The 26,181-nt window shown below is 45.0% G+C and carries 21 protein-coding genes; 14 read left to right on the top strand and 7 right to left on the bottom strand.

Translation table 11 applies throughout. The features are described 5' to 3' along the window. Nucleotides 1–117: 117 nt before the first annotated feature. The 6 genes from QE390_RS05995 (at nt 118) to QE390_RS05970 (ending at nt 7,827) form a co-directional block, all read left to right on the top strand. Nucleotides 118–3,453: a SusC/RagA family TonB-linked outer membrane protein gene (locus QE390_RS05995; protein ID WP_307141479.1), complete on the top strand. Its 3,336-nt coding sequence runs from the start codon at nt 118–120 to the stop codon at nt 3,451–3,453. A 12-nt stretch (nt 3,454–3,465) separates the two neighbouring features. Next, the gene (locus QE390_RS05990; RefSeq protein ID WP_307141478.1) at nt 3,466–5,091 is read left to right on the top strand and encodes a RagB/SusD family nutrient uptake outer membrane protein; all 1,626 of its coding nucleotides are present in this window, start codon (nt 3,466–3,468) and stop codon (nt 5,089–5,091) included. 217 nt (nt 5,092–5,308) lie between these two features. Beyond that, nucleotides 5,309–5,803, top strand: coding sequence for an MOSC domain-containing protein (locus QE390_RS05985; RefSeq protein ID WP_106636960.1), 495 nt, complete (start codon nt 5,309–5,311; stop codon nt 5,801–5,803). A gap of 86 nt (nt 5,804–5,889) precedes the next feature. Further along, the gene (locus tag QE390_RS05980) at nt 5,890–6,195 is read left to right on the top strand and encodes a ferredoxin (protein ID WP_307141477.1); all 306 of its coding nucleotides are present in this window, start codon (nt 5,890–5,892) and stop codon (nt 6,193–6,195) included. A gap of 252 nt (nt 6,196–6,447) precedes the next feature. Continuing rightward, the gene (locus QE390_RS05975) at nt 6,448–7,155 is read left to right on the top strand and encodes an OmpA family protein (protein WP_106636958.1); all 708 of its coding nucleotides are present in this window, start codon (nt 6,448–6,450) and stop codon (nt 7,153–7,155) included. Nucleotides 7,156–7,212: 57 nt separating this feature from the next. Beyond that, nucleotides 7,213–7,827 (top strand): porin family protein, encoded by a 615-nt coding sequence (locus QE390_RS05970; RefSeq protein WP_307141476.1) that lies wholly within the window; start codon nt 7,213–7,215, stop codon nt 7,825–7,827. A 111-nt stretch (nt 7,828–7,938) separates the two neighbouring features. Here the strand turns inward: QE390_RS05970 and QE390_RS05965 are convergent, their stop codons facing one another. The 3 genes from QE390_RS05965 to QE390_RS05955 form a co-directional block, all read right to left on the bottom strand. Beyond that, on the bottom strand, nt 7,939–9,489 hold the full coding sequence (locus tag QE390_RS05965) for a GH3 auxin-responsive promoter family protein (protein WP_106636956.1): 1,551 nt from the start codon (nt 9,487–9,489) through the stop codon (nt 7,939–7,941). Between the two features lie 71 nt (nt 9,490–9,560). Next, entirely contained in the window at nt 9,561–10,442 is an 882-nt protein-coding gene (locus tag QE390_RS05960) for a glycerophosphodiester phosphodiesterase family protein (RefSeq protein ID WP_307141475.1), read from the bottom strand. Between the two features lie 75 nt (nt 10,443–10,517). Further along, on the bottom strand, nt 10,518–10,832 hold the full coding sequence (locus tag QE390_RS05955) for a hypothetical protein (RefSeq protein ID WP_307141474.1): 315 nt from the start codon (nt 10,830–10,832) through the stop codon (nt 10,518–10,520). 382 nt (nt 10,833–11,214) lie between these two features. Here QE390_RS05955 and smpB point away from each other — a divergent pair, with 382 nt between their 5' ends. The 7 genes from smpB to QE390_RS05920 all read left to right on the top strand — a co-directional run bounded on the left by smpB (nt 11,215) and on the right by QE390_RS05920 (nt 18,060). Then, the gene (gene smpB, locus QE390_RS05950) at nt 11,215–11,676 is read left to right on the top strand and encodes an SsrA-binding protein SmpB (protein WP_307141473.1); all 462 of its coding nucleotides are present in this window, start codon (nt 11,215–11,217) and stop codon (nt 11,674–11,676) included. A gap of 89 nt (nt 11,677–11,765) precedes the next feature. Beyond that, nucleotides 11,766–13,232 carry an Asp-tRNA(Asn)/Glu-tRNA(Gln) amidotransferase subunit GatB gene (gene gatB / locus QE390_RS05945; protein WP_307141472.1) on the top strand — a complete coding sequence of 489 codons (1,467 nt, stop codon included), beginning with the start codon at nt 11,766–11,768 and terminating at the stop codon, nt 13,230–13,232. Then, complete coding sequence (locus tag QE390_RS05940) at nt 13,229–14,344, top strand: TlpA disulfide reductase family protein (protein ID WP_307141471.1); 1,116 nt, start codon at nt 13,229–13,231, stop codon at nt 14,342–14,344. Before gatB ends, QE390_RS05940 begins: the two co-directional genes overlap by 4 nt. 37 nt (nt 14,345–14,381) lie before the next feature. Beyond that, entirely contained in the window at nt 14,382–15,182 is an 801-nt protein-coding gene (gene proC / locus QE390_RS05935; RefSeq protein WP_106636951.1) for a pyrroline-5-carboxylate reductase, read from the top strand. Between the two features lie 185 nt (nt 15,183–15,367). After that, on the top strand, nt 15,368–15,730 hold the full coding sequence (locus tag QE390_RS05930) for a DUF2845 domain-containing protein (RefSeq protein WP_307141470.1): 363 nt from the start codon (nt 15,368–15,370) through the stop codon (nt 15,728–15,730). A 161-nt stretch (nt 15,731–15,891) separates the two neighbouring features. Beyond that, entirely contained in the window at nt 15,892–16,755 is an 864-nt protein-coding gene (locus QE390_RS05925) for a hypothetical protein (RefSeq protein WP_307141469.1), read from the top strand. Between the two features lie 63 nt (nt 16,756–16,818). Continuing rightward, complete coding sequence (locus QE390_RS05920; protein ID WP_307141468.1) at nt 16,819–18,060, top strand: ATP-binding protein; 1,242 nt, start codon at nt 16,819–16,821, stop codon at nt 18,058–18,060. Between the two features lie 17 nt (nt 18,061–18,077). Here the strand turns inward: QE390_RS05920 and QE390_RS05915 are convergent, their stop codons facing one another. Then, on the bottom strand, nt 18,078–19,343 hold the full coding sequence (locus QE390_RS05915) for an energy transducer TonB (protein WP_307141467.1): 1,266 nt from the start codon (nt 19,341–19,343) through the stop codon (nt 18,078–18,080). An 8-nt stretch (nt 19,344–19,351) separates the two neighbouring features. Further along, on the bottom strand, nt 19,352–19,939 hold the full coding sequence (locus tag QE390_RS05910) for an RNA polymerase sigma factor (protein ID WP_307141466.1): 588 nt from the start codon (nt 19,937–19,939) through the stop codon (nt 19,352–19,354). 140 nt (nt 19,940–20,079) lie between these two features. Here QE390_RS05910 and QE390_RS05905 point away from each other — a divergent pair, with 140 nt between their 5' ends. After that, a complete protein-coding gene (locus tag QE390_RS05905) occupies nt 20,080–21,960 on the top strand; it encodes a mucoidy inhibitor MuiA family protein (protein ID WP_307141465.1) in 1,881 nt (626 codons plus the stop codon). A gap of 116 nt (nt 21,961–22,076) precedes the next feature. Here QE390_RS05905 and QE390_RS05900 read toward each other — a convergent pair whose 3' ends face one another. Together QE390_RS05900 and QE390_RS05895 are read right to left on the bottom strand one after the other, a co-directional pair. Next, nucleotides 22,077–22,976 carry a DUF4249 domain-containing protein gene (locus tag QE390_RS05900; protein WP_307141464.1) on the bottom strand — a complete coding sequence of 300 codons (900 nt, stop codon included), beginning with the start codon at nt 22,974–22,976 and terminating at the stop codon, nt 22,077–22,079. Between the two features lie 614 nt (nt 22,977–23,590). Beyond that, nucleotides 23,591–26,002 (bottom strand): TonB-dependent receptor, encoded by a 2,412-nt coding sequence (locus tag QE390_RS05895; protein WP_307141463.1) that lies wholly within the window; start codon nt 26,000–26,002, stop codon nt 23,591–23,593. Nucleotides 26,003–26,181 lie beyond the last annotated feature (179 nt).

Below are 26,181 nucleotides of genomic sequence, written 5' to 3'. Positions count from 1 at the left end.
CCTACCACCACTGACTTCCAAACAAAATCCCCTGTTGAGCTGTCCTACTGCCCATCCGCATGCACGGATGCAGGGATCTATTTGTGTTTTTCGATCAAAAAAAACCATTTCAAATGTATGAAAGAACCGTTATTTTCCAAAGAAATTGGGTGGAAGATCATGCGATTAACAGTACTCCAATTCTTTATCGTAGCCTTGTTTACCAATGTGTCGCTGGCCTTAGACAGCCGGGCACAGGAAGTATTAAATAAGAAGATTTCGGTAGAGCTTAATAACAAGAGTGTGAGCGAAGTGCTTTCCCGGATTGAGAAAGCCGCTGACATTAAATTTTCGTATAGTCCTGATCTGATTCAATCGCATCGTTCGGTTAATTTAAATGCCGCTAACGAACGTCTGGATCTGGTACTTCGTCGTTTTTTCCAGCCGCTTCAAATTAAATTTGAACTGGTAGGGAATCGTTTTATTCTGACTCGGGCCAGTCGCATGGAGCCCACGTTCATTGATCGCTACATTACCCTCGTAATGCCCAGTAAACTGGAAAGCGGTCGTCCGCTGATTACCGTGACGGGTCTGATTACTGATGAAACGGGTGGACCGGTTCCCAGTGCTACGATCTTACTCAAAGGCACGCCTAACGTAGGAACGGTAACGAATGCGGATGGTCGTTATACCCTGAATATTCCAGATGGCAACGCTACGATTGTGGTTTCTTCGATTGGCTACGTAAGCCAGGAAATTCAGGTAGCTAACCGCACCACGATTGATGTAGTATTAAAATCAGACATCAAATCTTTAAATGAAGTGGTAGTAGTGGGTTACGGTACGCAGCGTCGTCAGGAAGTAACTTCTTCAGTAGCTACCATTAAAACGGAAGATTTCAATCAGGGCGGTACACGCAGCCCATTGGATTTGATTCAGGGTAAAGTAGCCGGTCTGCAAATCACGCGGGCTTCCGGTAATAACCCTAACTCTTCGGCGTCGATTCAGCTTCGGGGTATCGTTTCTATTAATGGAGACCGTTCTCCTCTGGTCGTTATTGATGGTATTCCTGGGGGTAACCTGGATCTTCTTCAACAGGATGATATCGAATCTTTTGACGTATTAAAAGACGGTTCTGCTGCTGCTATCTACGGAACACGGGGTAATGCCGGGGTAATTTTGATTACCACCAAAAAAGGAAAGGGAGGAGCTCCTACGCTTTCGTATTCTACCTATGCTCAACGGGAAGTTATCACCCGTCGTCCACAATTCTTATCGGCTAGTGACTGGCGGGCTGCAATGCAGAATCCGAGCAATCCTAAAGCCAGCCAGATGCGTGATTTAGGAGCTAGCACTGATTTCTATGATCTGTTAGTAGATAAGAAAAACATCAGTCAGTACCATAACCTGGCTCTTTCAGGAGGTAGCGGAGCGAATAGTAACTACCGTGTTTCGATGTACTACAACGAAGCTAATCCGATTGCGATTCAAAACTGGCGTCGTCAGTACGGCGGTCGTCTGAGCGTGTTCCAGAAGTCTCTGAATAACCTGCTTTCTACTTCGGTAAACCTGGCTACCAACTTCAACAAGGCTAACTTGTTAGGTGGACAGGCGGGTGACTTTGAAAACGCCCTGGGCCGTAACCCAACGCAGCCGTTATTTGATAATACGGGCCGCTATTACGAAGAAGGATCAACGGTAAACCCCATTGGCCGCTTAGCCCAGGAAAAACTCATCCGCGATCAGCAGACCACTTCTGCCGACGTTCGTTTCTCGCTGGAACCCTTTAAAGGATTCAAAGCAAGTGCGTTCGGGGCTATCCAGCATGACGTTCGCAATGACAACGAATATCGTCCCCGGGATTCCCGCCGCTCGATTTTGGAAAGCTTGAACGGAACGCCTATTGCCGGAACGGGTTACGCTCGTAAATACAATTACGTCGATAACTTAAGCACGTTCGAATCTACGCTGGAATACGAAACCAAGTTTGCTGAGCATCATGGTTTTAAAGCTTTAGCGGGTTATAGTTATCAGTACCGCGTATCTTCCTGGTTTGAAGGTATCAACTCTGGCTTCTTAAATGATCAGTTCCAGGAGAATAACCTGGGAGCGGGTAACTTCATTGCCCTGGGTAAATCTTCTTTGGGATCTTTCAAAGAAGACAATAAGCTGGTGGCGTTCTTCGGTCGTTTGAACTACGATTACAAGGGTAAATACATTGCTCAATTCATCTTACGTCGCGAAGGTTCATCACGCTTCGGTGCTAATAACAAGTTTGGTAACTTCCCCGCCGCTTCAGTAGGCTGGAACCTGGCTCAGGAAAACTTCATCAAGTCCATTCAAGTGTTTGATGATTTGAAACTGCGGGCAGGCTATGGTATTACGGGTAACCAGGGGATTCCTAACTACCGCTCACTGGTACGTTTAGGTACGGGTAACTTCTACCTTAATGATGATGGCGTATGGCGTCAAACCTACGGACCGGGTAACAACCCGAACCCGAATCTTCGCTGGGAGCGTAAGGCAGAGTTAAACATTGGTTTGGACTTTGCTTTATTCAAAGGTCGCCTGAGTGGTACGTTTGATGTGTATCGTCGTCGTACTTCTGATTTATTGGGTGATTTTAATACCCAGTTACCTCCCTACATTCAGTCTACGCTGTTTACGAACGTAGGAACGATTGATAACAACGGTATTGAGCTAAGCCTGAGTGGTTCAGTAATTAAGAAGAAAGACTTTAGCTGGAATGTAGACTTAGTAGGTAGTACGCAGAAAAACCGTCTGGTTTCGCTGTCAAGTGATGTATTCAAAGCTACGTACTTGAACTTCGGAGCCATTGGTGGAACGGGTGCATTAGGTGATGCCATTCGTACCATTGAAGGTGGTTCATTGGGTAGTTTCTACGGCAAGCGTTTTGCGGGCTTTACCCCTGAAGGTCGCTGGTTGTTCTACAAAGCTTCGGGTGAAGCCGTTACTTCAGACAAAATCGTAGCTAACGAAGACTATACCTACATTGGTAATGGTATTCCTAAGTTCCTGGTATCCTGGAATAACAACCTGCGATACAAAAACTTTGATCTGACGGTATTCTTCCGTGGAAAGCTGGGTTACGACATTCTGAACCTGCAACAGGCTTTCTTTGGTAACAAAGTGTACTTGCCAACGAACGTACTGAAAGATGCTTTGGGTCGCAACAACCAGATCAACGATGCTCTCCAGTATTCGGATTATTACCTGGAGCCTGGTGGATTTGTGAAGCTCGACAACGTAACGCTGGGTTATAACTGGAAATTTAATTCTCCCGTTATCAAAAACCTTCGTCTCTACGCTACAGGTCGTAACCTGTTGACCATTACCAAGTACCGTGGTGTGGATCCTGACATTGAAGATACAGGTCTGGCTCCGGGTATCGATGGCCGTGGTTTCTACCCACGCACGCAGTCTTACACGCTTGGTCTTAATGTTCAATTCTAATCTCGAAATTCAATGAAACGTTCCTATAAAGGGCTTGTGTTTGCAAGCTTGCTGGCGATTCTCTCGGGTACGAATGCCTGTACTAACCTGGACGAGACGCTGTATAATGAAATTGATGCCTCTAAGTTTTATAATAACCGTCAGGAAATTCTTTCAGCCGTATTGCGTCCGTATACGCACGCCAACGCCTGGACAGCTCCGACGGGCCAAAACGGGCACTGGCGGATTACCGAGCTTTCGGGCGATCAGTTAGCCTGGCCGCAGAAAGGTCGTCACGGCTACGATGATGCCCAGTGGATTCGTCTGCATGGTCATAGCTGGTCTTATACGGAGAATACGGTTTGGAATCCCTACAGTTTGATGTTTACCGGTGTTGGTTTTTGTAACAATGCCTTAGGTGATTTTAGCCGGGTGGATTTTGCCAAAGCGGGCGTAAGCGAAACGGACAAAAACGCCTTCATTTCAGAATTGCGGGTTTTCCGGGCTTATCATTACATGAAGCTCATGGATATGTACGGTAATATCCCCATCGTTACTACGGTAGGATCGCCAACGAGTCCTGAGACGCGTCCCCGGGCAGAGGTGTTTGCCTTCGTTGAAAAAGAACTTAAGGAAAGCGTGGACTTACTGCCCAATCTGGAGCAGAAGTACATTGGCCGGATTACCAAAGCAGCGGGTTACTCCATGCTGGCAGAGTTATACCTGAACGCAGAAGTATGGTCAGGAACTCCTCGCTGGGATGATTGTATTGCTGCTTGCGACAAAATTATCAATGGTCAGACGGGTGGATTAAACGGAACTCCCGTACTGGACGCTGATTTGGTGTCTACCTATAATAATACCAACAATAACTCGAAAGAAATTCTCTTTCAGTTAGTGTATGATGCTCAGGCTACGCCTACCCGTTGTGGTTGGAATGGTGATTTCTATCACTTCAATCAGCGTTTCATTTACGATGGCGACGCCAATGGAAACAACGGGATCGTCGTGATACCTTCGGCTTACGATGCCTTCAATGATAAGGATCTTCGTAAAAAAGAGTGGTTCCTGATTGGCCCTCAGTTCTACGCCGCTGATCCAACTCGTCCGGTACTGGGTACGGAAGAATACAAAGACAAGCAATTAAGCTTTGTGAAAGAAATCCGTCGGGCAAGCGAAAACGGAACGGCTTCGAGTATGATTACGGGTGAAGAGAACAGCGGGGCTCGCTTTAATAAGTATCGTCCCGGTCGTCAGTCGGAAACTAAATACTGGAGTAATGACTGGTCGCTTTACCGTTTAACGGAAATCTATTACAACAAAGCCGAAGCTTTGATGCGTAAGAATGGCGGCCAGGCTACGGGCGAAGCCCTGACACTGGTAAACGCCGTTCGCAAACGGGCATTCGCTGCGGCAGATTTCGTGCCTTACACTACGGCTAGTCTAACGCTGGATGAAATGCTGGCAGAACGTGGCCGCGAGTTCATCTTTGAAGGAAAGCGTCGGACGGATCTGATCCGTTTCGGTAAGTTTACGACAGCTTCCTGGTGGGATCACACGCCATCGAATGATCCTAACAAGAATCTTTACCCGATTCCGCAGCGGCAGCTGGCGGCTAACCCCAATCTGAAACAGAATCCGGGTTACCCAGCTCAATAAAATAAAAAAGGGTTAGAGCCTGCTCTCTAACCCTTTACCTTCAACCCTTTTATATATGCAACCGGGTTAAACCCCGAACTTTATCCTACTTTCCTCTAAAATAGCTATGAAAACGGCGTTGATTCCCTAAGAATCCTAACCCGCTCATCTAAAAGTGTTCGTTCCTCCGAGAATGAACACTTTTTTTATGTATCTTATTTAAAAACATACTGAAGTTATGGCAGAAGAAAAGCCCATGCAGGCATTAATGAATCATTTTGCCCAACCCGGAAAACTGGAATGGATCGGTCTGCGAACAGGTCCGCGGAAAGCCGTAATTGGAGCTCAGAAAGCATACGTTCGTATTGGTACCGGCCTTGACGGCGATCGCTATAAAGGCCAGCCCGAAAGCAAACGGCAAGTGACGCTGATTTCAGCCGAGCATTTACAAGCCGTTGCTTCCTTTTTGGGTAAAGAACAAATTGACCCCGCCGATGTGCGACGGAATTTGTTAGTAAAAGGGGTAAATCTGCACGCTCTGAAAGACAAACGTTTTCAAATTGGAGAAGTTATTCTGGAATACACGGGCGAGTGTCATCCCTGTAGCCGTATGGAGGAAGTCCTTGGTGTAGGTGGATATAATGCCATGCGAAGCCACGGCGGGATTACGGCTCGGGTTATTCAGGAAGGTGAAATCAACGTAGGCGATGCTTTGATGGTGGTGCGGGAATAAGTGTTGTTTCAACTGAGTCTGAATAACTCTCTCTACAAGCTAAACTAGCGGGTACGTATTACTTTTGTAGTTTACCACTAACGAGCATGAAGTACAAAAAACACGTATTCATCTGTACCAATCAGAAACCGGCCCCCAAACGTTCCTGCGGTGAAGAGCGGGGAATGGCTTTAGTTGACGCTTTTAAAGAAGGTTTGAAAAACCGGGGATTACAGATTGAAATTCGGGCTCAGAAAACGGGCTGTCTTGATGTCTGTGCTTTTGGCCCTTCGATGGTTGTCTATCCTGAAGGAGTATTTTACGGAAATGTCCAATTATCCGATGTAGAAGAAATCATCGAAAGTCACCTGGTTAATGACCAGCCCGTTGAGCGGTTGAAGTTAGCCGTTTAGATAATCTCTTTCGTAAAAACAGTCTATGAATCCATCAATCATAGACTGTTTTTTTATGGCTAATTTAAAAAGTGGGTAAATAAATCTACGTTTTCTACAGTTGTGGAATTTTGAATTATTTAGAAATAAGGCCCTTGTACTTCAGTAAGTTACTGAGTAATTAACAGCTATTAACAGCGTTTTTGTAGAGAAAAGCATCTAAGGCTAAGCTTTTTATCGTAGGTAAAACCGTAATCAATCTTTAGTACAGCCATGAAACGCCTGTTTGTAAAAGGAATGTGGATGCTCACGTTAGTTTCCATGCTTAGTTCAACGTTTATCTCGTGTAATAAAAATGCTCAGGGACAGAAAAAGTCCAAATTGAATAAGACCCAGAAAGGTGCTGGTATCGGTGCCGGAGCGGGAGCCATCATTGGTGGAGCCATTGGAAGTGCTTCAAAAAATACAGCCATTGGGGCCATTTTAGGAGCTACCGTAGGTGGAGCAGCTGGGGCAATTATTGGTCGTAAGATGGATAAGCAGGCCAAGCAGATTGAGAAGGATATGGGCGAGGCGGCCAAAGTAGAACGGGTGGGCGAAGGGATTCGCGTAACCATGGATGGCCAGTTACTTTTTGCCTATAACTCAACCGAGCTGACTCCTCAAACGCAGGAGAACCTGGCGAAGCTGGCAGAAACGCTTCAGAAAAATCCAGATACGAATCTGTTGATTGAAGGACACGCTGATAACCGGGGTACGGCTGAGTATAACCAGGATTTATCCGAACGCCGGGCTGCTTCAGTTTCAAGTTATCTGCGTTCGCAGGGGGTATCCGCTTCCCGGATGACGATTAAGGGATATGGCTTTTCGCAGCCCATCGCAAGCAATGACACGGAGGAAGGTCGTCGTTTGAATCGACGCGTAGAAATTGCAATCTCAGCTAATGAGAAAATGCAAAAAGAAGCTCAAAACGGTAACTAATAAACAACCTTAAAGCAGGAGAATCTCCATTTTCCTGCTTTTTTTCAACCAATTCCCATGAAACAACTTACGCTCATCATCGCCTTTACGCTCACCACCTTGGGAGCGTTTGCTCAGGAAACCACAGCCCGGACGGGTATTCGTGGCGGCTTTTCAGCCAGCAACCTGCGACTCAAAGAATTCACGGATCGTAACCCTCGTTACGGCTTCCATGCCAGTTTGTTTACGCAGATCCCCGTCGTAACTGACTTTTTCTACATTCAGCCTGAAATCGGGTATACGAATAAAGGAACCCGTGCTGAGTTCAATATTGCTGGCTTTGAGGGTAGCAATACTTTTAAATTAAACTACGTAGAGGTGCCCGTTCTGGCTACTTTCAAAATTGGTAACTTTGTTGATTTACATGCCGGTCCTTATGTGGCTTACCTGTTAAAGGCGGCTGGAGAAAACACGAGCAATTTGGGTAGTGCTACCACTACACTTAACACGGATGCTTTCAAGCGTTTTGATTACGGGGTAGGAGCAGGTTTAACCCTTTACTTTGGTAACTTCCTCATCAGCACCCGTTATAACGTTGGTCTTCAGAAAGTGGCAGATTCTTTCGTAGCTCAGCAGGTGATGGGTAATGCTAAAAACACTTCAGCTCAATTATCGGTAGGAGTTACTTTCTAGAGTTTTGAGTTAATGGATTTCGAGTTGTTAAGGAAATGACTCTTAACTTTCTCTATAAACTAAAGCGGCACGAATTTTAAATTCGTGCCGCTTTAGTTTATAGAGAAGCATTTAAATGGCCAGATGCTCGGGACTTATACTTAAAATTTCTTCTATGTATTCCCTTGAATTAGATAATCGGGGTACTTTATGCTGACCACCCAGTTTTCCTTTGTGCTTCATCCATTCGTAAAACGTCCCCGGAGGTACCATGTGCACGATGGGCCGAATTAGAGCAATGTTGAAACTTCGCTTGGCATCATAATCCGAATTAATCTTACGAAGCGTGTCGTCTAATACTTCTACGAAAGTATCTGGATTATCAGGCGGCGTAGAGAATTCAATGACCCACTCGTGTCCCCCGCGTTTGACCTGCTGGTTTTCGTTACTACCCATGTAAATGGGAGCAGCAGTATAATCAGAAATCGTAGCTCCGGTCATTTCACAGGCGGTAGTCAGGGCTGTCTCCGCATTCTCTATGATTACTTCCTCCCCAAAAGCATTAATGAAATGTTTAGTTCGACCCGAAATCTTAATACGATAGGGATTTTTAGAAGTAAAGCGAACGGTATCGCCAATGAGATACCGCCAAAGCCCTGAATTAGTGGAAATAACAACGGCATAATTGCGGTTAAGCTCTACTTCGCCCAGCGTTAAGGCTTTGGGGTGATCCTTGTGAAGCTCTTCCAAAGGAACAAATTCGTAGAAAATGCCGTAATCGAGCATTAACAGTAGCTCGTCAATATGACTCAGGTCATCCTGAAGGCCAAAAAAGCCTTCGGAAGCGTTATAGGTCTCTAAATAGTGAACGTGATCGCTTTTAAAAATTTCCCGACGGAATAAATCCCGGTACGGATGAAAGGCGACGGCTCCGTGAATGAATACTTCAAAGTTGGGCCAAACGTCAAGAATATTTTTCTTACCCGTCAGTTCAAGCACTTTCTGAATTAACACTAAAGTCCAGGTAGGAACGCCCAGAGCACTCGTTACATTCACCTGAGAAGCTTCTAAGGCCATGGCTTCAATCTTCTCCTCCCAGCGATCCATCAGGGCCGTTTTCAACGTCGGGGTACGGATAAACTGAGCCCAGCTCGGCAGGTTTTTCATGACGACTGCCGAAATATCGCCCGTTAAGGTGCGGTCATTGAGCTGGTTTTGGGATAAACTACCCCCAACGGATAAGCCCTTACCTTCAAAAACGCGGGTGTCAGGTTTGTTATCAATCCAGAGGGCCATCATGTCTTTTCCCGCCCGGAAATGGCCTTCATCCAGCGATTCACGCGAAACGGGGATGAATTTGCTACGAGCATTAGTCGTACCCGAAGACTTCGAGAAAAAGCGGACGGGCGAGGGCCACAGCACACGGTCTTCTCCCTTCATCACCCGTTCGATGTAGGGAAAAAGGTCTTCGTAACTTGAAATGGGTACTTGCTGCTGGAAATCGGCAATGCTGCGGATGTTTCGGTAACCATATTCTTTACCCCAGAGCGTGGATCGTCCCGAGGCAATCAGTCGACGAAACTGACGTTCCTGGACGGGCCAGGGATCCCGGCGAAATGCTTCAATCCGAGCCATTCTTCGCTTGAGAATCCAGACGAGGGAATCATTAAAAACGGGTAGCATAGGCATGCTGAAGATTTACTGGATTAACTGAACAGCTTGGCAGTAGGTTCTCCGCTGAGCGATAGCCAAATCTATAACTTTTTCGCTCGATTCGGAAAATCGGTAATAAATCCGTCAACGCCCATTTTTCTTAAACGAAGCATCTTTTGAGGTGAATTGACGGTCCAGGGAATGATTTTTACCCCTTTTTGCTTCGCTTTTTTAATTTTTCGCTTCGATACAAATCGGTAAAAAGGGCTAAAAATATCGGGCCTGAATCCTAAATTTTTTTCCGTACGGGCCAGACTTTGGTGATGAACCAGAGCGGATAATGCATTGGCATCGAAGCTTCGGATGAGTTGCTGACTTTTCCAGTACTTTAAAATAGCCAGGTCGAAACTTTGAATACTATACCGATCAGGCGAAAGCAAGGGCTTCAATACGTGATAAACTAAAGAGCAGAATTCTTCAGGGTAAGGCTGAAAAAGTCCGTATTGACTCGAAGCCGACTTAATCTCGATACTGTAGTGGGGTGGGGGAATCCGGTGCTCCCGGGCGTAGGCATCACAGTTTGTTATAACCTCAGAAAGTAAAGGTTTTACCGCCGCCAGACTTGCTTGCTCGGGAAAGGTTGGATTTTGCCGTTTGCCTACGTCGTAACGTTGAATGATGGCATAATCCAGCGTGTACATTTTTAAGGAAGATGTTTCAGCTTTAGTAACCTCTGTTCCGTCGGGTTTAGTAGTGAAAGCGGCGTTCATGTAGTTGTCGTGCGAGACAACGACCTGTTTGTCTTTGGAAATCACCACATCCAGCTCCAGCGTAGAAACGCCCAGCTCCAGAGCTTTCAGAAAGGCTGGAATAGTATTCTCAGGCATTATCCCCCGGCAGCCTCGATGACCCTGAATGTCGAGCGTTTGGGCTGATAATAGGGGATTGGTGAGGAAAAGGAGAAGACAGTAGAGGTAACGCATGGGAAGATATACTTTCCTAATCAATTCATGAGTTGCCAATAGCTTGACAATGCAGAAGTTAAAAGAGAATAAGTACTAATTCAATTGATTAAAAAATTTAAGTAACAGAACACTGTACAGCCCAATCATGACAAGAGGGATACTTATTCCTAGGATCTTATATATCTGAAAAGCTTTAAAGCTTAAAGCTGAAATGACTATTAAATACAAAGGATAAGCAACAATGATGATACAATCTCTAAGCCAATCGTCAGTTGGATTGTCTGCAAAAAGAAAAAGAAATAAAGTAACTAGAGGCCAAGCTAATGATGGTAAGAGAACAATCCCATTTAAAGCTTTAAACCAAAAAGGAAAGCTTTGAAGGTAAAATGGTGATAGATGCTTTTTCATTAGGGACAATGTACATTATTCCTAAATGAAAAACGAGGTATTGAATTATAAACTTCGTTTAGACGATTGTTAGTTAGTAGAGGATTATAAAAGAATGTAAACCAGAATATGAAATACAAGTTTTCATGATGAATGTTGTTTATTATCAACAAAATTGGCTTTAATGCCGATAATAAACAACACATAATAATTCTTAGTGTCTTCTCTCTTCTTAATTATTGAGTCCTAGCAAAGGTTTACCAATAGCAAAGCATATCACCTCAAATCCGCTTCACCCTTCACTTCCCTCTGCGAATAGATTTTTTAGGAGTTTTAGAAAATAGTATCTTTGAAACTCCCTTATTACCAAGGACCAACCCTCAAACCGGGTGATGAAAGCATTATGGCACAGAAAGAAAAAATACAGAAGCACGTCGAAATCAAAAATCGTCGGGCTTCTTTTGAATATCAGTTTTTAGAAACTTTTACCGCCGGACTGGTGCTGACGGGTACGGAGATTAAATCCCTTCGTCAGGGAAAAGCGAACTTGACGGATTCCTATTGTCTGATTCTCAACGAAGAACTCTTTGTTCGGAATATGAACATTTCCAAGTACGAAGAAGGTACCCATTATAACCACGAACCCCTGCGGGATCGGAAGTTACTGCTGCAAAAGCGGGAAATTCGCAAGCTGGAAGATAAACTCAAAGACCAGGGACTCACCATCGTTCCTACGCGTCTGTTTATTTCGGATCGGGGTTTTGCCAAGATCAATATCGCTTTGGCGAAGGGTAAAAAGCTGCACGATAAACGTCAGGATATCAAAGAAAAAGACGTCAAACGTGACATGGCCCGGGGTGAATAAACCCTGATTTTGTAAAGGGAAGGCTTCCTCTAAAGGCTTTCCCTAAAGAAACCCTTACCTTTGTTTTTGTAAATCCATCCTTGTTTTCTGTGCCGTCCGACGAGATAAAATCCCAGTACGAGCTGGTTATTGGCCTGGAAGTCCATGCCCAGCTACTTACCGAAAGTAAAATTTTTGCATCCGATGCCAATCAGTTTGGCTCACTGCCTAACCGCAATATCTCAGTAATTACGCTGGGTCATCCCGGCACGCTGCCCAAACTTAATCAGAAGGCCGTTGATCTGGCGATCCGCTTTGGATTGGCAACGAATTCGACGATTTCCCGGCGGACGGTATTTGATCGTAAAAATTACTTTTATCCTGATCTTCCTAAAGGCTATCAGATTTCGCAGGATAAAGCTCCCATTTGCTGGGGCGGAGAAATCTGGATTAAACTGAAAGATGGCTCGGAAAAGGCCATCGAAATGCACCATACGCATTTGGAAGAAGACGCGGGTAAGTCCATTCACGACGAGCACTCTTCAGATACCCAGCTTGATTATAACCGGGCGGGAACACCTCTGATTGAAATCGTTTCGGATCCTTCCATGCGATCTGCTGAAGAGGCCGCCGCTTACGTTACGGAAATTCGGAAGCTGGTTCGTTACCTGGACATTTGCGATGGGAATATGGAGGAGGGAAGCCTTCGCTGTGACGTGAACGTTTCGGTGCGTAAATACGGCGAGCCGTTGGGAACGAAGGTGGAAATTAAAAACATGAACTCGGTTCGTTTCCTGCAAAAAGCGATTGAGTACGAATATGATCGTCAGGTAGAGATGGTCGAGGCGGGCGAGACCATTATTCAGGAAACCCGGATGTTCGATCCCGAAACGGGTCGGACTTACGGCATGCGGGTGAAGGAAACCATGAACGATTACCGTTATTTCCCCGAGCCGGATTTGGTACCTATTTTAATTACCGATGAGAAACTCGACGAGGTTCGCCGGCAAATGCCTACGCTGCCCCGGCAACTCGTGAAAACCTATACGCAGGATTTCGGCATTCAGGAAGCCGATGCGTTAAGTATTACCGAATCCAAAGAGTTAGTAGCTTATTTCGAAGCCGTGGTGGCCGAAAAAGTTAGTCCGAAAGTAGCTGCTAACTGGCTCATGGGACCCGTTCGCAGTTGGATGAACGAAAGCAAACAGGATATTGACGGCTTTGCATTAACTCCAGCTACACTAGCGGCTTTAATTCGTTTGGTAGAAGAAAACAAGGTTAGTAACTCGGCAGCGGCTCAAAAGCTGTTTCCGGCTCTTCTAGAAAAGCCCGAAGCTGAGCCATTGGCTTTAGCGGAAGAGTTACAACTCATCCAGCAAGGCAATAGCGAGGTGCTTCAGGCGTTGATTGATGAGGTACTGAAGAGTCTTCCTGATAAGGTTAAAGAATATAAAAAGGGCAAAAAAGGTCTTTTGGGTTTATTCGTAGGCGAAGTCATGAAGAAATCCAGAGGTCAGGCCGATCCCAAAGTCACGAACCAACTCGTGATCCAATCCCTAGATGCTATTACTGTATGAAAATCGTTGTATCCCTGATTCTATGGCTTACCGGAGTGGTCGCTCTGGCTCAAAGCAATACTTCTTATACCATTCGCGGACGGGTTAATAATCCCAATGCGAATGAGAAGGCGTATTTACAGCTCATGAATGATCGGGGATTACCCGTTTCCATTGATTCTTCGCTGATTACTGCCAATGGCTTTGAAATGAAAGGTCAGGTTACCAATGGAGGCAGTTTTTACAGACTTTTAATGGGAGGCATTCCTCCCGTGATATTACTGCTGGAAGGCGGTGAAACCCTGGAAGTGGAAGCGGATACTAAACCCGGTAGCAAAGCGAAGGTAACGGGTTCCAAGAATATGGAGTATTACGCTCAGTTGAATAGCCTGAACGAAAATTTCAAAGCAAAAGTCGAGAAGTTGAATTTGTCTTACGAGCAGGCGACTCAGAAAAAAGACAAGGCCGCACAGCAGAAAATCCAGCAGCAGTTTGAGCAGGGACAAACCGAAATTGTTACTCAGGTAAAAAATCTGATTCCCCAAATGGGTTCTTCGCTGGCCACGCTCTATGCTACTAATTTTCTGAATCAGGAGCAGGACTTTGAAATATTTGAGCAGTTAGCCGATCGCTTTGAAAAAGAAAAGCCCAACGTTCGTATTTACCAAGCCTTTGTAGCGACCGTTCGACGGGTGCAGAGTAAGAAAAATGGGCTAGCCATCGGTTCTCCCGCCCCGGAGATTAACCTGCCTACGCCGGATAATAAAATCGTTTCATTGTCTTCTCTGAAAGGAAAATACGTCCTGATTGATTTCTGGGCGGGCTGGTGTGGTCCTTGCCGGAAAGAAAATCCTAACGTAGTTCGTCTGTATAATCAGTATAAAGACAAAGGCTTTGAAGTCTACGGGGTCTCGCTGGATTCGGACCGTAAGCAATGGCTGGATGCTATCAAGAAAGATGGCTTAACCTGGACGCAGGTATCCGATTTGAAATATTTTGATTCGGCGGCGGCGATGGCTTATGGCATTCAATACATTCCTTTTACGGTTTTAGTGGACCCCAAAGGTAACATCGTAGCCAAAGAACTCAGAGGCGAGGCACTCGAGGCCAAGCTCAAAGAATTACTGCCTTAAGGCTCTTATTTACCTTTGCTTATCTACCTTATACATCATGAAGCTCGCCATTATTGGATGCGGTAATATGGGAATGGCCTTCGCCAAATCCTTTATTCAGTACGATCTGGTTAAAAAAGAAGATCTGTTTCTCATTGAAAAATCAGCCGAACGCGGCGAAGCTCTCCGCAAGGAGAAAGCGGGAGTGGTAGTAGACACCATCGGCCCGAGAATCAGTGAAGTAGATTTAATTATTCTGGCCGTTAAGCCCCAGGATTTTGCAACGGTTCACGCCGAATTAAAACCCGTGATTCGTTACAATCAGGTTGTTTTGAGCATCATGGCGGGGGTTTCCATTCAAAAAATTCAAACCGTTCTTGATCATCCTTTGGTAGTAAGAGCCATGCCTAATACGCCCGCCATGCTGGGCATGGGTATGACGGCTTTTGCGGCGGCAAAGGAAGTAGATATTCAGAATTTACGCCGGGTAGAGAACCTGATTAATGCTACGGGCCGTTGCGTATTTTTAGAAGATGAAAGCCTGTTAGATGCGGTAACGGCGGTGAGTGGCTCGGGACCCGCTTACTTTTTCTATCTGGTGAAAGCCATGGTGGAAGCGGGCAAGCAAATGGGCTTTTCCGAAAGTTTGTCTTCACAACTCGTCAAGCAAACCATGCTCGGCTCGTATCACCTGATTCAGACGTCCGATAAAAGCCTGGACGAATTAATTAAAGCCGTAGCCTCCAAAGGCGGTACGACTGAAGCCGCTTTAAAAACTTTCGAAGAGAATAATCTGGCTGAATCGCTGATTGCGGGGCTGCACTCGGCTCAGAAGCGTTCGACGGAGTTATCGAAATAAAAGGTATTATTAGCGAATGAATGCCAAATAGATCAATCAGTAGCTGCTCTTTTAGGGCAGCTATTTTTATGGTCTCTATTAAAAAAAGTTAAAGGGTAGCACTAAAAAGAGAAGAGGCATTAAAATCATGTATTCTTGCCTACCGGGCTTTGAAAGCCTTTTCAGAAACCTACGTAGACCGAATCATGAAAACGAAAATAACCGCCCTCTTGGGTATCTGCCTTATAAGTATACTGATGGGGTGTGCCTCTGCGAAGTCCAGTAAGTTTAGTTCCATGAGCGTACCGATGGGCATGGATAAAAAGGACGTATTGGCCAAGTTTGGATCACCTTATAAGTCAGGATATTCCAAAGATACAAATCAGATTTTTCGCGAAGATTGGTATTATAAAGAGAGTTTGTATATACATGGCTGGGTTGACGTGGTTAATATCATCCACTTTGAAAATGGAAAAGTAGTCAGCCTCGAACCTCTACCCGAACAACGGCCTTATCTGGTGGGCGGGGATCGGGAGGTAGGGACAACGTCCGCTGAGAAGAAGCCTTAAAGAAGGGTAGAAAAATTTTAAAATAATAAATGGGATGAACAACAGTCCTGTAATTTACTTTACTAAAATCTTACCTTGATATCAGGTTTGCAGAGAATTGTATCTGGTATAGTGATTAAGCAATTATTGGATCAAACTCGCTTTATATTTAAATTTCCGCTATGTCTAAATCTTCCCAAAAAAGCAGCCGAATTTATCTGGCTGGAATACATGTTCGCCTTAATGGTAATGAGGAGTGTAAACGATATATTATTACGCAAAGTACCACAAAAGAGGTAGTTAAGAACCTTGAAGTAGGCCTAGAATTAATCTTTGAAAATGGTCAATTACTAGAAGCTTATGATTATGAGGATGGTGAGCGATTTAGTCGTTTTCTAATGGCGGATGAAAAGGCAATGTCTTATATTGAATGCGAGCCCAATCCACTTTTAGTGGTTTCAGCAAACCCCAAGGGGCTCCATCAAGTAGGAGGAGCCCTGCCCAATAACTTTATCGTGCCGGAAAATTCCTGTCGGGTGCCTTTTCAATACTTAGGCTTTATTACCAATGAAGATCCTTATTTCAGCTGGTTACCATTTCCAATTCATCTCACCTGTCCCATCTTTTTAGACATAGATCAGGTATTCTTAGATTATACCAATCCCTTACATCCCGTGCTTCTTGATCGTCAGCAGGTCGAATCGCTTACGACACCCTATGAATACCTAAATTCTGAAAGTGAGATTGTCTATCAAGCGTTGAGATTTGATTTTAAGGAGAAAAGCAAAATGTCGGAGATCGGGCATGCTGGAGTTCCGATCTGGGTCCAATACCCTACGATTCCTACTTGTCCTAAGTCAGGTAAAGTGATGAAATTTGTTTGTCAATTAAAGGGAGGAACACCAGTCGAAAAAACAAATGTAAAAGTAGAAGATTCATCTCATGAGCATTTCTACGATGAATTGAATTTCTGGGAGGATGGCTCGCTGTATGTATTTTTTGAACCCGAATCAAAAACGGCTTGCTACCTGATTCAGAATACCTAATAAGTGTAGAAAAACGTCAATGTCACACTAGAGAGAGCTTGTGTCATAAGTAAAGCAATTACTTTGCCGACAATTATTCCTGCAATTTTGGAATTTATTTCCAAAATTGCAGGAATAATTGTTCATTCTATGCCTTTTGATCGAATTATCGCTAATCGCGTTATCGAACACTTAATCAATTTACCATCTGTAGCACTCGTTGGTCCTAGACAAGTAGGAAAGACGACGTTAGCCAAGATGTTAGTTAAGCAAATTGATAAGGATAGCATTTATTTGGATTTAGAATCACAGGAGGATTTTAACAAACTAAGCAATCCTGAGCTATACCTTACTGAAAGACAAGATAAACTTGTCGTCATTGACGAAGTCCAGCGAATGCCGGAATTATTTCCGATACTTCGTTCCGTGATTGACCGAAATCGAGAAAACACTAGATTTTTATTATTAGGATCAGCTTCCCCTGAATTGCTGGCTAAAAGTTCAGAAACATTAGCGGGGCGTATTTCCTATATAGAAATTCATCCGCTCCTCTTTCCTGAAGTACAGCAGGAAATTTCATTTCGGGAATTATGGCTAAAGGGAGGATTTCCTGATATGCTATTAGCGGCGAGTGACGAGGTAAGTTTCCTTCATCGGCTAGATTTCATTCAGACCTATATTGAGCGAGAGCTACCCTTGTTAGGACTCTCAGCTTCGCCCGTTTTGCTTAGAAATTTACTACGAATGATCGCTCACGTACATGGGAATATTTTAAATTACTCGGATATTTCCCGGTCATTGGGAATTGATGTAAACACCCTCAAGAGATATCTGGATTACTTCGAACATTCCTTCTTGATACGACGATTACAGCCTTACTATGCTAATATCTCAAAGAGGCTAGTTAAGTCACCGAAAATTTTCATTTGTGATTCAGGACTTTTGCATGCAGTTACTGGCATTGAGACAGCAGAAGACCTGGAGGGGTTTGCTGGGAAAGGGAATTCGTGGGAAGGCTTTGTTCTTCAGCAGGTAATCTCGCAGTTGAAACCCTCAGTCGAGCCTTATTTCTATCGTACTCAGGATGGTTCGGAGCTTGATTTAGTCTTAGTGAAAGGAATGACTCCAGTAGTAGGGATTGAAGTGAAATATACGAATACCCCCAAATTAATGAAGGGTAATACCGTAGCTGCTCAGGATTTAGGGAATATCCCAATTTATGTAATAACTCCTTCGATAGGAGAAGATTACGAATTAAACCAACAAACAAAAGTGACCAGTTTTGAACGCATCTTTGCTCATCTAAAGCAGGCCAAGCTTATCTGAAATTTAGGAATCCAACGTCAAAAAAAACGCACTTCTACGCGAACCGTACTGCTAACGCTTTTCCCTTTCCTAAGAGCCGGCTTCCATTCCGGCCCTTCTTTAACCAGACGAATGGCTTCTTCATCACAGCCATAGCCTAGGCCTTTTCTGACTTTGATAGTGCCTATGCGGCCATCATCTTTAATTTGAACGGATAGGATTACCGTACCGGAAATGCCTTTTTCTTTGGCTAACTCCGGCTTGCGAAGGTTTTCTTGCAAATAGGTTTTGTAAGCCTCTGAGCCCATCACTGGTTCGGCTTCTGCTGTTTTCCGCTTTGTTTTTCCGTATCCCACTACTACCACTTCGCTTAAAGCCTCATTATCGGCTTGAAGCGTAATGACCGAAGGAAAAGGAGCCTGAAGGGTCTGATTTTTATAACCGATCAACGCTAGGACTATTTTTGAACCTAAAGTATTGGGTATGAACGCCCGGCCCATGCTGTCGGTAACTACGCCTTTTCTACCGTCTTTATCCTGAATCATTACCCCCGGAATGGGATTTTTTCCCTCATCAACGATAGTAATATGATTTTTTTGGTTTTCCGTACCTACTTTTCGGGCTAATGGAATATCCGTTCTAGCGGCGATGTTAACCCCGGCAGCTTTACCCTGTAACGCAAGTGAAATGGTATCGGGAGTTTGTTTATTCTTCGCAAAACCAGAATCAGGTAGTTGAAAACTCCGGGCGGCTAGTGCTGGCATTTTTGCTAAGGTCTGCGAGTCAGTGGGTGGAGCAGCCCGCATGGCCATTACCTGAGGCTTTTCATCTTCTGCCAATGCATCAGCGGAAACTAACGGCTTTTTTAGTAGAGCTTTCACCCGAGGAGCTTCAGCCAGGCTAATTTCTGGCTGACTTGCTTCAGGAGTAAGGAGCGAATCAGTGGATTGGGTTTGCGGGCTGGCCGCCGGAGTCGTGACCTGACTGATTTCAGGAGTGGAATCCAGTTGCAGCCAAAGCACATAACCCGTCAATAACAAACCTATGAAACTGGCCGCTAAAGCCCATTTCTTCCAGCCTAGTTGCAGGATTGGCGTGGGGCTGACGCGGTTCTCTAACTGATCGTACAGGGCTTTTAAGTCCGGCTTTTTTTCCGCCATTGCCTCGAAACCTTCCAGTGCATCCGCAATGAAAGGATCCTCCAGAGCCGCCCGCTCAACGGCGTGCTGCTCCTGAGCATTTGCCTCGCCCGCTACGTAGCGGCGAAGTAAATCCGGGGTGATATCAATGGGCCTTTTAGCCATAGTTTTTCTTACGCCAAACGCTCGTTTATACGTTCGATGCAGAGCTTTAAATTTCTTCTTCCGTTCTGAATAAAACTTTTTACCTGATTAAAATCATAACCCGTTTCATCGACGATCTGCTTGTAACTTTTTTCCTGCAAAAAAAATAAACTCATCATGCGGTGTTGATCGGGGTTAAGCTTACCCATGCATTCTTCCAGAGCCTGCACCTCAAGTGGCTCGTCAGATTCTTCGATGATTAGATGCTCGGGAGCCTCGGATTCCATACGCTCAGGATCAAAAAAATCCTGGACTTTTGTTTTCTGGCTTCTCAGCCGCATCAGACAGTAGTTTTTCACTACGCTATGTAGCCAGCTTTTCCAATTACTAATTTCATGCTGCTGGGCTTTGGCAATGACCTCTTCAAAAACCTGCATCACGGCATCCTTCGCTTCGTCTTCGTCCTTCAGATACTTGTAGCAAACTGCGTAAAGCATTTCCATGTGCGGCTGATAAAGTTTTCCCAGTAATTGCAAATCACCGCTCTGTCGGTACTGGCTAAACAGTTCCGATTCGTCGGGAGTGGATTCTGATTTGCGAAATACTTTTAGAAACACTGAATCAAAAACGTTGATGGATTATCCTGCGAATAAAGGTGAGCGTATTGGCTTTTACAAAAAATGAAAAAAATGAACCTGCTCTTATGGAATTTATAAAGTGGCTGCATCCATAAGCTGAACACAAACCCTAGACAGCCATGCGATACCTTTTTCTTTTGTTGTTACTTCCCTTTATAAGCCACGCCGAGATAGAACCCAAAGGGCTCGATTCCAGACTTGAAAAGGTAACGGTGTTTTTAAATGGTGCCCAGATCAGCCGTAAAGCTCAGACGGCTATTCCGGCGGGCAAGTCCGTCTTTTATTTCAGAAATCTATCGCCTAAACTTGATAAGGAAAGTATTCAGTTGAAAGCCGAAGGGGATTTTACCGTTTTGTCCGTTCAAACCGAAAAGTCTTACTATGAACTAGGGGCTAGTCGGCTGGCTAAAAACAAGGAATACCAAAAGAAAAGAGACGAGATAGAGGCCAAACAGCAGGTTGATCAAAAGCTCTTGGACGTTTATCGACACGAAGAAGAACTGTTGTTGAAAAATCAGACCCTTGGGGGAAAGGAACAATCGCTCAAGGCGAGTGAAGTAAAAGAAGCCGCCGATTTTCAGCGGCAACGATTAACCGAAGTGTATACCAAACAACTGGAAATTGATCGAAGAATAAAGGCTTATGCCGAAGAAATCAAAGAGTTAAACCGCCAGCAAACCATTCAGTTAGCCAGTGCGGATCAACAGGTAACCGAAGTTTGGGTAACGATTAATGCGGCCCGGCCCGTGGCAACAACTCTTTTGACCCTAAGCTATTTTGTGAGTGACGCGGGTTGGATTCCCAGTTATGATTTACGGGCGAATGATCTTTCCAAGCCTTTAAAGTTAGGGTACAAAGCTCAGGTTTTTCAGTTTTCGGGAGAAGACTGGGATCAGGTGAAGCTTAGTCTCTCTACGGCAGACCCGCGACGGAAAAATGTACAACCCGAACTTCGGCCCTGGTATGCAGGTCGGACGAACACCTATAAAGAATTTGAAAAAGAAGCCCTCGCTCTGTATAATCCATCCGTTCGGCAGGTTTCTGGTAAGGTAAGCGATGAAGCGGGTAACGGAATAGCAGGGGCAACGGTTATGCTGGTTGGTACTTCATTAGGGACCGTTACGGATGTTAATGGGATGTACCGTTTAAGTATTCCGCCGAAGCTCTCTCAGGAGAATAGACAGATCAGTTACTCCATAATTGGGACCGTAACCGCGTACCGGCCCATTGAAAATGAAATAACAAATGTGTCGCTCGTTTCGGATACGAAGGCTTTGCAAGAAGTAGTGGTTGTTGGTTATGGCAATGCAAGAAGAGAAGAGGGTTCGATGGCTCTTGCTTTAAGGGGAAAAGGTATGGCAGTGCCGCTGGAAGTCCAGGAAAAGCAAGCTCCTACCAGCTTTACCTATCAAATTGAAATGCCTTATAGTATTCCCAGTGATGGAAAATCCTATGCTGTGGAGATCAAGGAAGAGGAAGTGCCGGCTCGTTATGTATATACAGCCGTTCCGAAGTTAAGCTCTGACGTAATGCTAACGGCTGAGGTTGCAGACTGGAGTAACTATCAGTTGCAGGAGGGTGAAATAAATCTTTTCTTAGAAGGAACCTTTGTAGGTAAAACGCAACTCACTCTGCCCCAATCTTCGGATACCCTGAAATTGAATTTAGGCCGGGATGCTTCCATTCAGGTTAGTCGAAAGGCGGTGAAGGAATTTAGTAAAACTTCTTTTTGGGGAAATAACCGCATACAGGATTTCGCTTACGTAATCAATCTGCGTAATGCTCGTAAGCAGTCCATTAACCTGATGGTGTACGATCAGTTCCCTTTGTCGAACGTGAAAAATATAGAAATCCTTAATAAAAAAGCTTCCCAAGCCGAAGTCAATGAAGAAACAGGACTTATCACCTGGAATGTACAGATAGCAGCGGGTAAAGCGGAAGCTGTGCGATTCGAATACCGGATTCAATCGCCAAAGGAAAGTATTCTAGCCGAGCGTTAAACTTAAAATCAAAGAGCGAACCCGAGTATCAAACCACTAAAAGCTCCATCCTCGTGGAGCTTTTAGTGGTTTGATATACATGTTTGGTTAAGGGAAAAATTCCAGGAGAGCGGGGATTAGAGACTTTTGACCTGAGTGACGTAGGCACCGAAGACACCTAACCCGTTTTTGATATTGCTATACACCGGCATAGCCTCGGCAAAGGGATTGTCTCCCACTTCACGTTGCCGCTTGATGGTGCGATAGAATTCGTAATAATTTTTATCGACGTGATAAACAAACGAGTAACGGGGAGCCGTGCTGGTGATCTTGGTATCGGTAGCACTGCTGGCATGACCTACTAAAAAGTTCAGCGTCTGAGTAGAATAGGTGGCACCTGCGGCCTGGTTTTCGTTTAAGAATGCTACCACTTCGGCGTTTTTGAGTTTGATACAGGTGGAATCACCCGAAGCGGCCTTGACTTTGTAGGCAGAACCTTCGCCGCTCCCCACCAGGTAATACTGCGTAGCCTTGGTTTGGGTATTGGTCCAGGACAAACTTCTTTTACGGTATACTTTATACGTCGAAGTCTGATCCCGCTCGTAGGTTAGTTCGCTATCCTTAGCTGAGAGGGCACTCGGAACCCGGGGAATGGTGCAGGTAGCCTCAGTAGCGGGCAAACCGGGGGCGGTTACTTTCAGTGTGTAGGTGCGTCCGGCCACGAGTGCAAAGCGGCTGGCGGCAATTGTATAGGTATTGTTTTTAGCGTTGGTGAGTTGTACTTCCCGGTTACCATCAGAAAGGAAAACAGTGGCGTTGAGAATAGGATTAACCTGACCACGGTCGCCGCTGCCGGGTCCGTCGATGGGACGGTTTTCGTTGACAATGGCAGTAATGTCGGTATCGGTGGGATTCAAATAGCACTCCACCACTAGCTTGGGATCATTTTCAATGATAATGTCATCGGATTCTTTGACGCAGGAAGTCAGTGAGAAAACGATCATAAAGAGAGCAGAGATAATGGGTAGAGATTTCATAATCAAGGGCATGAGAAATGGAGCAGAGTTAAAAACAGGCACTAGAAATTCTGTCTGACTTCGGAGTAGAAGTCGGAAAGGGGTTATGTTTGAATAATTACTGGCGGAGTTAAAAAGGGCAATTCAAACCTTACGTCAGAGAGTAGCAGGACCCTCGGTCGTAAAAGAGATGTTTTAAGTAGCGGTGTTGTTTGACTTTACAAAGATGGTGAATGATGATAAATTGATATAAGTTAGTTCGACCAATTGTAAGAAAAGGGGGGTATTTGGTGAAAGAGGGGTAATTATCGAAAGATAAGAGCTCGAAATAGCCCTTAAATGGTTATAAATGCCCTTTTTTCGGGAAAAGATAAGCAGTTGATTAAAAGCAGTTGATGGGAAAATCTGATGAATTCATCAGATTAAATGATGATGAAAACGCTTGCGTATACTTATATTTTATGATATATATGGGTATAAATATGTATTAATTACTTTTGTTAGTAACGAGTGCTAAAACTTAAGATAGAGGTACCAGGAGATAAAGGAAAGATTTGACCTGAATGCAAAAAAAAAGGAGAGGAATATCCTCTCCTTTTTAAGTAATCTGCTCTATTATTATGAATCTGCTTTTACTAAAATTTGAAGTTATAAGATACGCTGGGCAGGATAGGGAATAAGGTTACCTGCTTGAGCGTGTTGGTGGTGTTCTTCGTTCCGATTGTCGTGCTGCTTTGCGAAGCATCGAAATAGTAGAAGAAGGGATTTTGGTGGTTAGTGGCGTTAGATACGCTGATTTCCCAGGTACGCTCGTGCCCTTTTTTCGTTTTATGGAACTGTACCCCTACGTCCAGACGCTGGTAAGCGGCAGCCCGGAAGTTGTTGCGTTGACCATATTCCTGGTATACGCGTCCGGTGTAGTTGCTTTTATCACCCAGGTTTTTCAGGGCACTATTGCCTTGAATCCAGTATTGTCCTTTGGGTAGTGTCATGGCCTGGCCTGTTCCGTAAACGTAAGTAGCTGAGAAGGTTACTTTAGGGCTCAGGTGATAGGTACCTACCAGCGATACATCGTGACGACGGTCATAACGAGCCCAGAATTTTTTACCGAAATTCAGTTCGTCGAACTGTTGTTGAGTCCAGGATAGCGTATAGCCAGCCCAACCCGTGAAACGACCCGCTTTTTTCTGAAGCAAGAGCTCCGTTCCGTAACTCCAGCCTTTTCCGTAAGTGATTTGATCTTCCCAGCTTACTTGGTCAGAACCGTCGTAAGAAAACGAACTCGCTCCTTCCTTATAAGCAACCATGTTATTCATGCTCTTGTAAAATCCTTCTGCCGTGAAGCTCCAGCCTGATTTCATATCTTTAGCGATACCGAAAGCCGTCTGTTGAGAATACTGGGGAGCCGTTTGATCCGAAGAAGGAATCCATAAATCCGTAGGTAGGCCGATACCTGAGTTAGACAACAGGTGAACGTACTGGTTCATGACGGAGTAAGAAGCTTTTAATGCCCACTGTCGCGGCAGGGTATAAGCAATAGCTAAACGTGGCTCAGGGTTAGTGTATACTTTTGTCTCACTTTTGAAAGCACTCAGGCGAAGACCAGCATTGATTTTCAGAGCAGGAGTGGGGCTGTAAGTATCCTCCAGGTATACCGCACCTTCCACACTACGTAAGGTTTCAATGGCGGGAGCAGGTGAATTAAAATCTTTATTAACCGTTGATGTGCTGGGGTTAAACTGGTGGGCCGTTGCAATCACACCCGCTTTGAAGATGTGCTGACTGCTAGGTACCCAGGTGAAATCCGTTTTCAGGCTCATGTCGCGAATGCCAGTCGCGTTGTTGAGGCGGAAGGTAGTGGCAGCTTCATCAGTAACTACGTCGCGGGACATATGAACATGAGAACGATACTGCGTAAAAATGGCTGAAGTCGTTGCCGTAAGACCGGGGCTGAAGCGGTGTTTCCAGCGAAGCGTTCCGACGGTGTTACCCCAGTTAAGGTTACCGCTTTCGTTGCTGATCTGACCAGCCGTAGTGTAAACGAAGCGATCTTTACCCGTATAGGCACTTACCGAAATGTAATCGTTAGGTGTAACGTCGAAGCTTGCTTTTACATTGAAATCGTAGAAATATCCATTGCGGTCAGCGATGTTTTTCACGAAAGGGCGAAGAACCACGTCTGCATACGTACGACGAGCCGAGACCAGGAAGGATGACTTGCCTTTTTGAATGGGGCCGTCGAGAGTGAAACGGCTGGAGATCAAACCAATACCGCCTTCGCCGTGCCATTTTTCCTGATTACCGTCTTTCATTTCCATTTCAACTACCGAGGAGAGACGACCACCAAAGTGAGCTCCAAAACCGCCTTTGGTTAAGTTAACCGACTGAATGGCATCCCCATTGAAAAGAGAAAAGAAGCCAAACAGGTGAGACGTATTATAGACCGGAGCGTCGTCGAGGAGAACCAGGTTTTGATCAGGACCGCCGCCGCGAACGTACATACCCGTTGAACCATCCGTGCCTTTCTGAACTCCAGGCATAAGTTGAAGCGACTTGAGCACATCTTTCTCACCCAGTAGGGAAGGAATTTCTTTGATTTGCTGGATGGGCACAGAAAGCGTAGACATCTGTACGGACTCCGACACTTTGGATGAGCCATTACCCGTGCGACTCTTAACAACTACTTCCTGAAGCGTAGAACTTTGGGCCTCTAAAGAAACATTAATGGTAGTGTTGGTATTGATATCGGTGGCCATGCTTTCGGTTTTGTAACCAATGAAGGAAAAAGCAATTTGAACGAAAGGCCGGGCTGGTAATTCGATGGAGTAGTAACCCTGAGCGTTTGTAGTGGCTCCCAGACCTAAGCTAGGCAGTGAAACACTTACGCCGACCAGAGCGGTACCCGACTGGGCTTCCCGAACATAACCACTGAGGGTACGAATGTTAGGGCGTTGGTTTTGGGCTACTTGCTGAGCAAAAACCAGAGAGCTGCTCAAAATGAGCATCAGCGTAATCAGGTGTCGTGCGGCAGATTGGAGCGGTTTCATATAAAGTAAGAGCGATACTATTTTTTTAGAGCAGTTATTGTCGTTTGACTTTACAAAGATGGAGGACGAAAAGGGGGCAGAGGGGCTGAATTCGACTAAGGGAAGGAGCTACGGGGTAATCAGTAAAACTAGGTGGATAAACAAAAGTCAATAAGTGGAAAGGGGGAGATGAATGGCAG

It is taken from the genome of Siphonobacter sp. SORGH_AS_1065 (assembly GCF_030818595.1).
Taxonomy (GTDB): Bacteria; Bacteroidota; Bacteroidia; order Cytophagales; family Spirosomataceae; genus Siphonobacter.
This window is presented reverse-complemented; position numbering and strand designations above follow the sequence as displayed.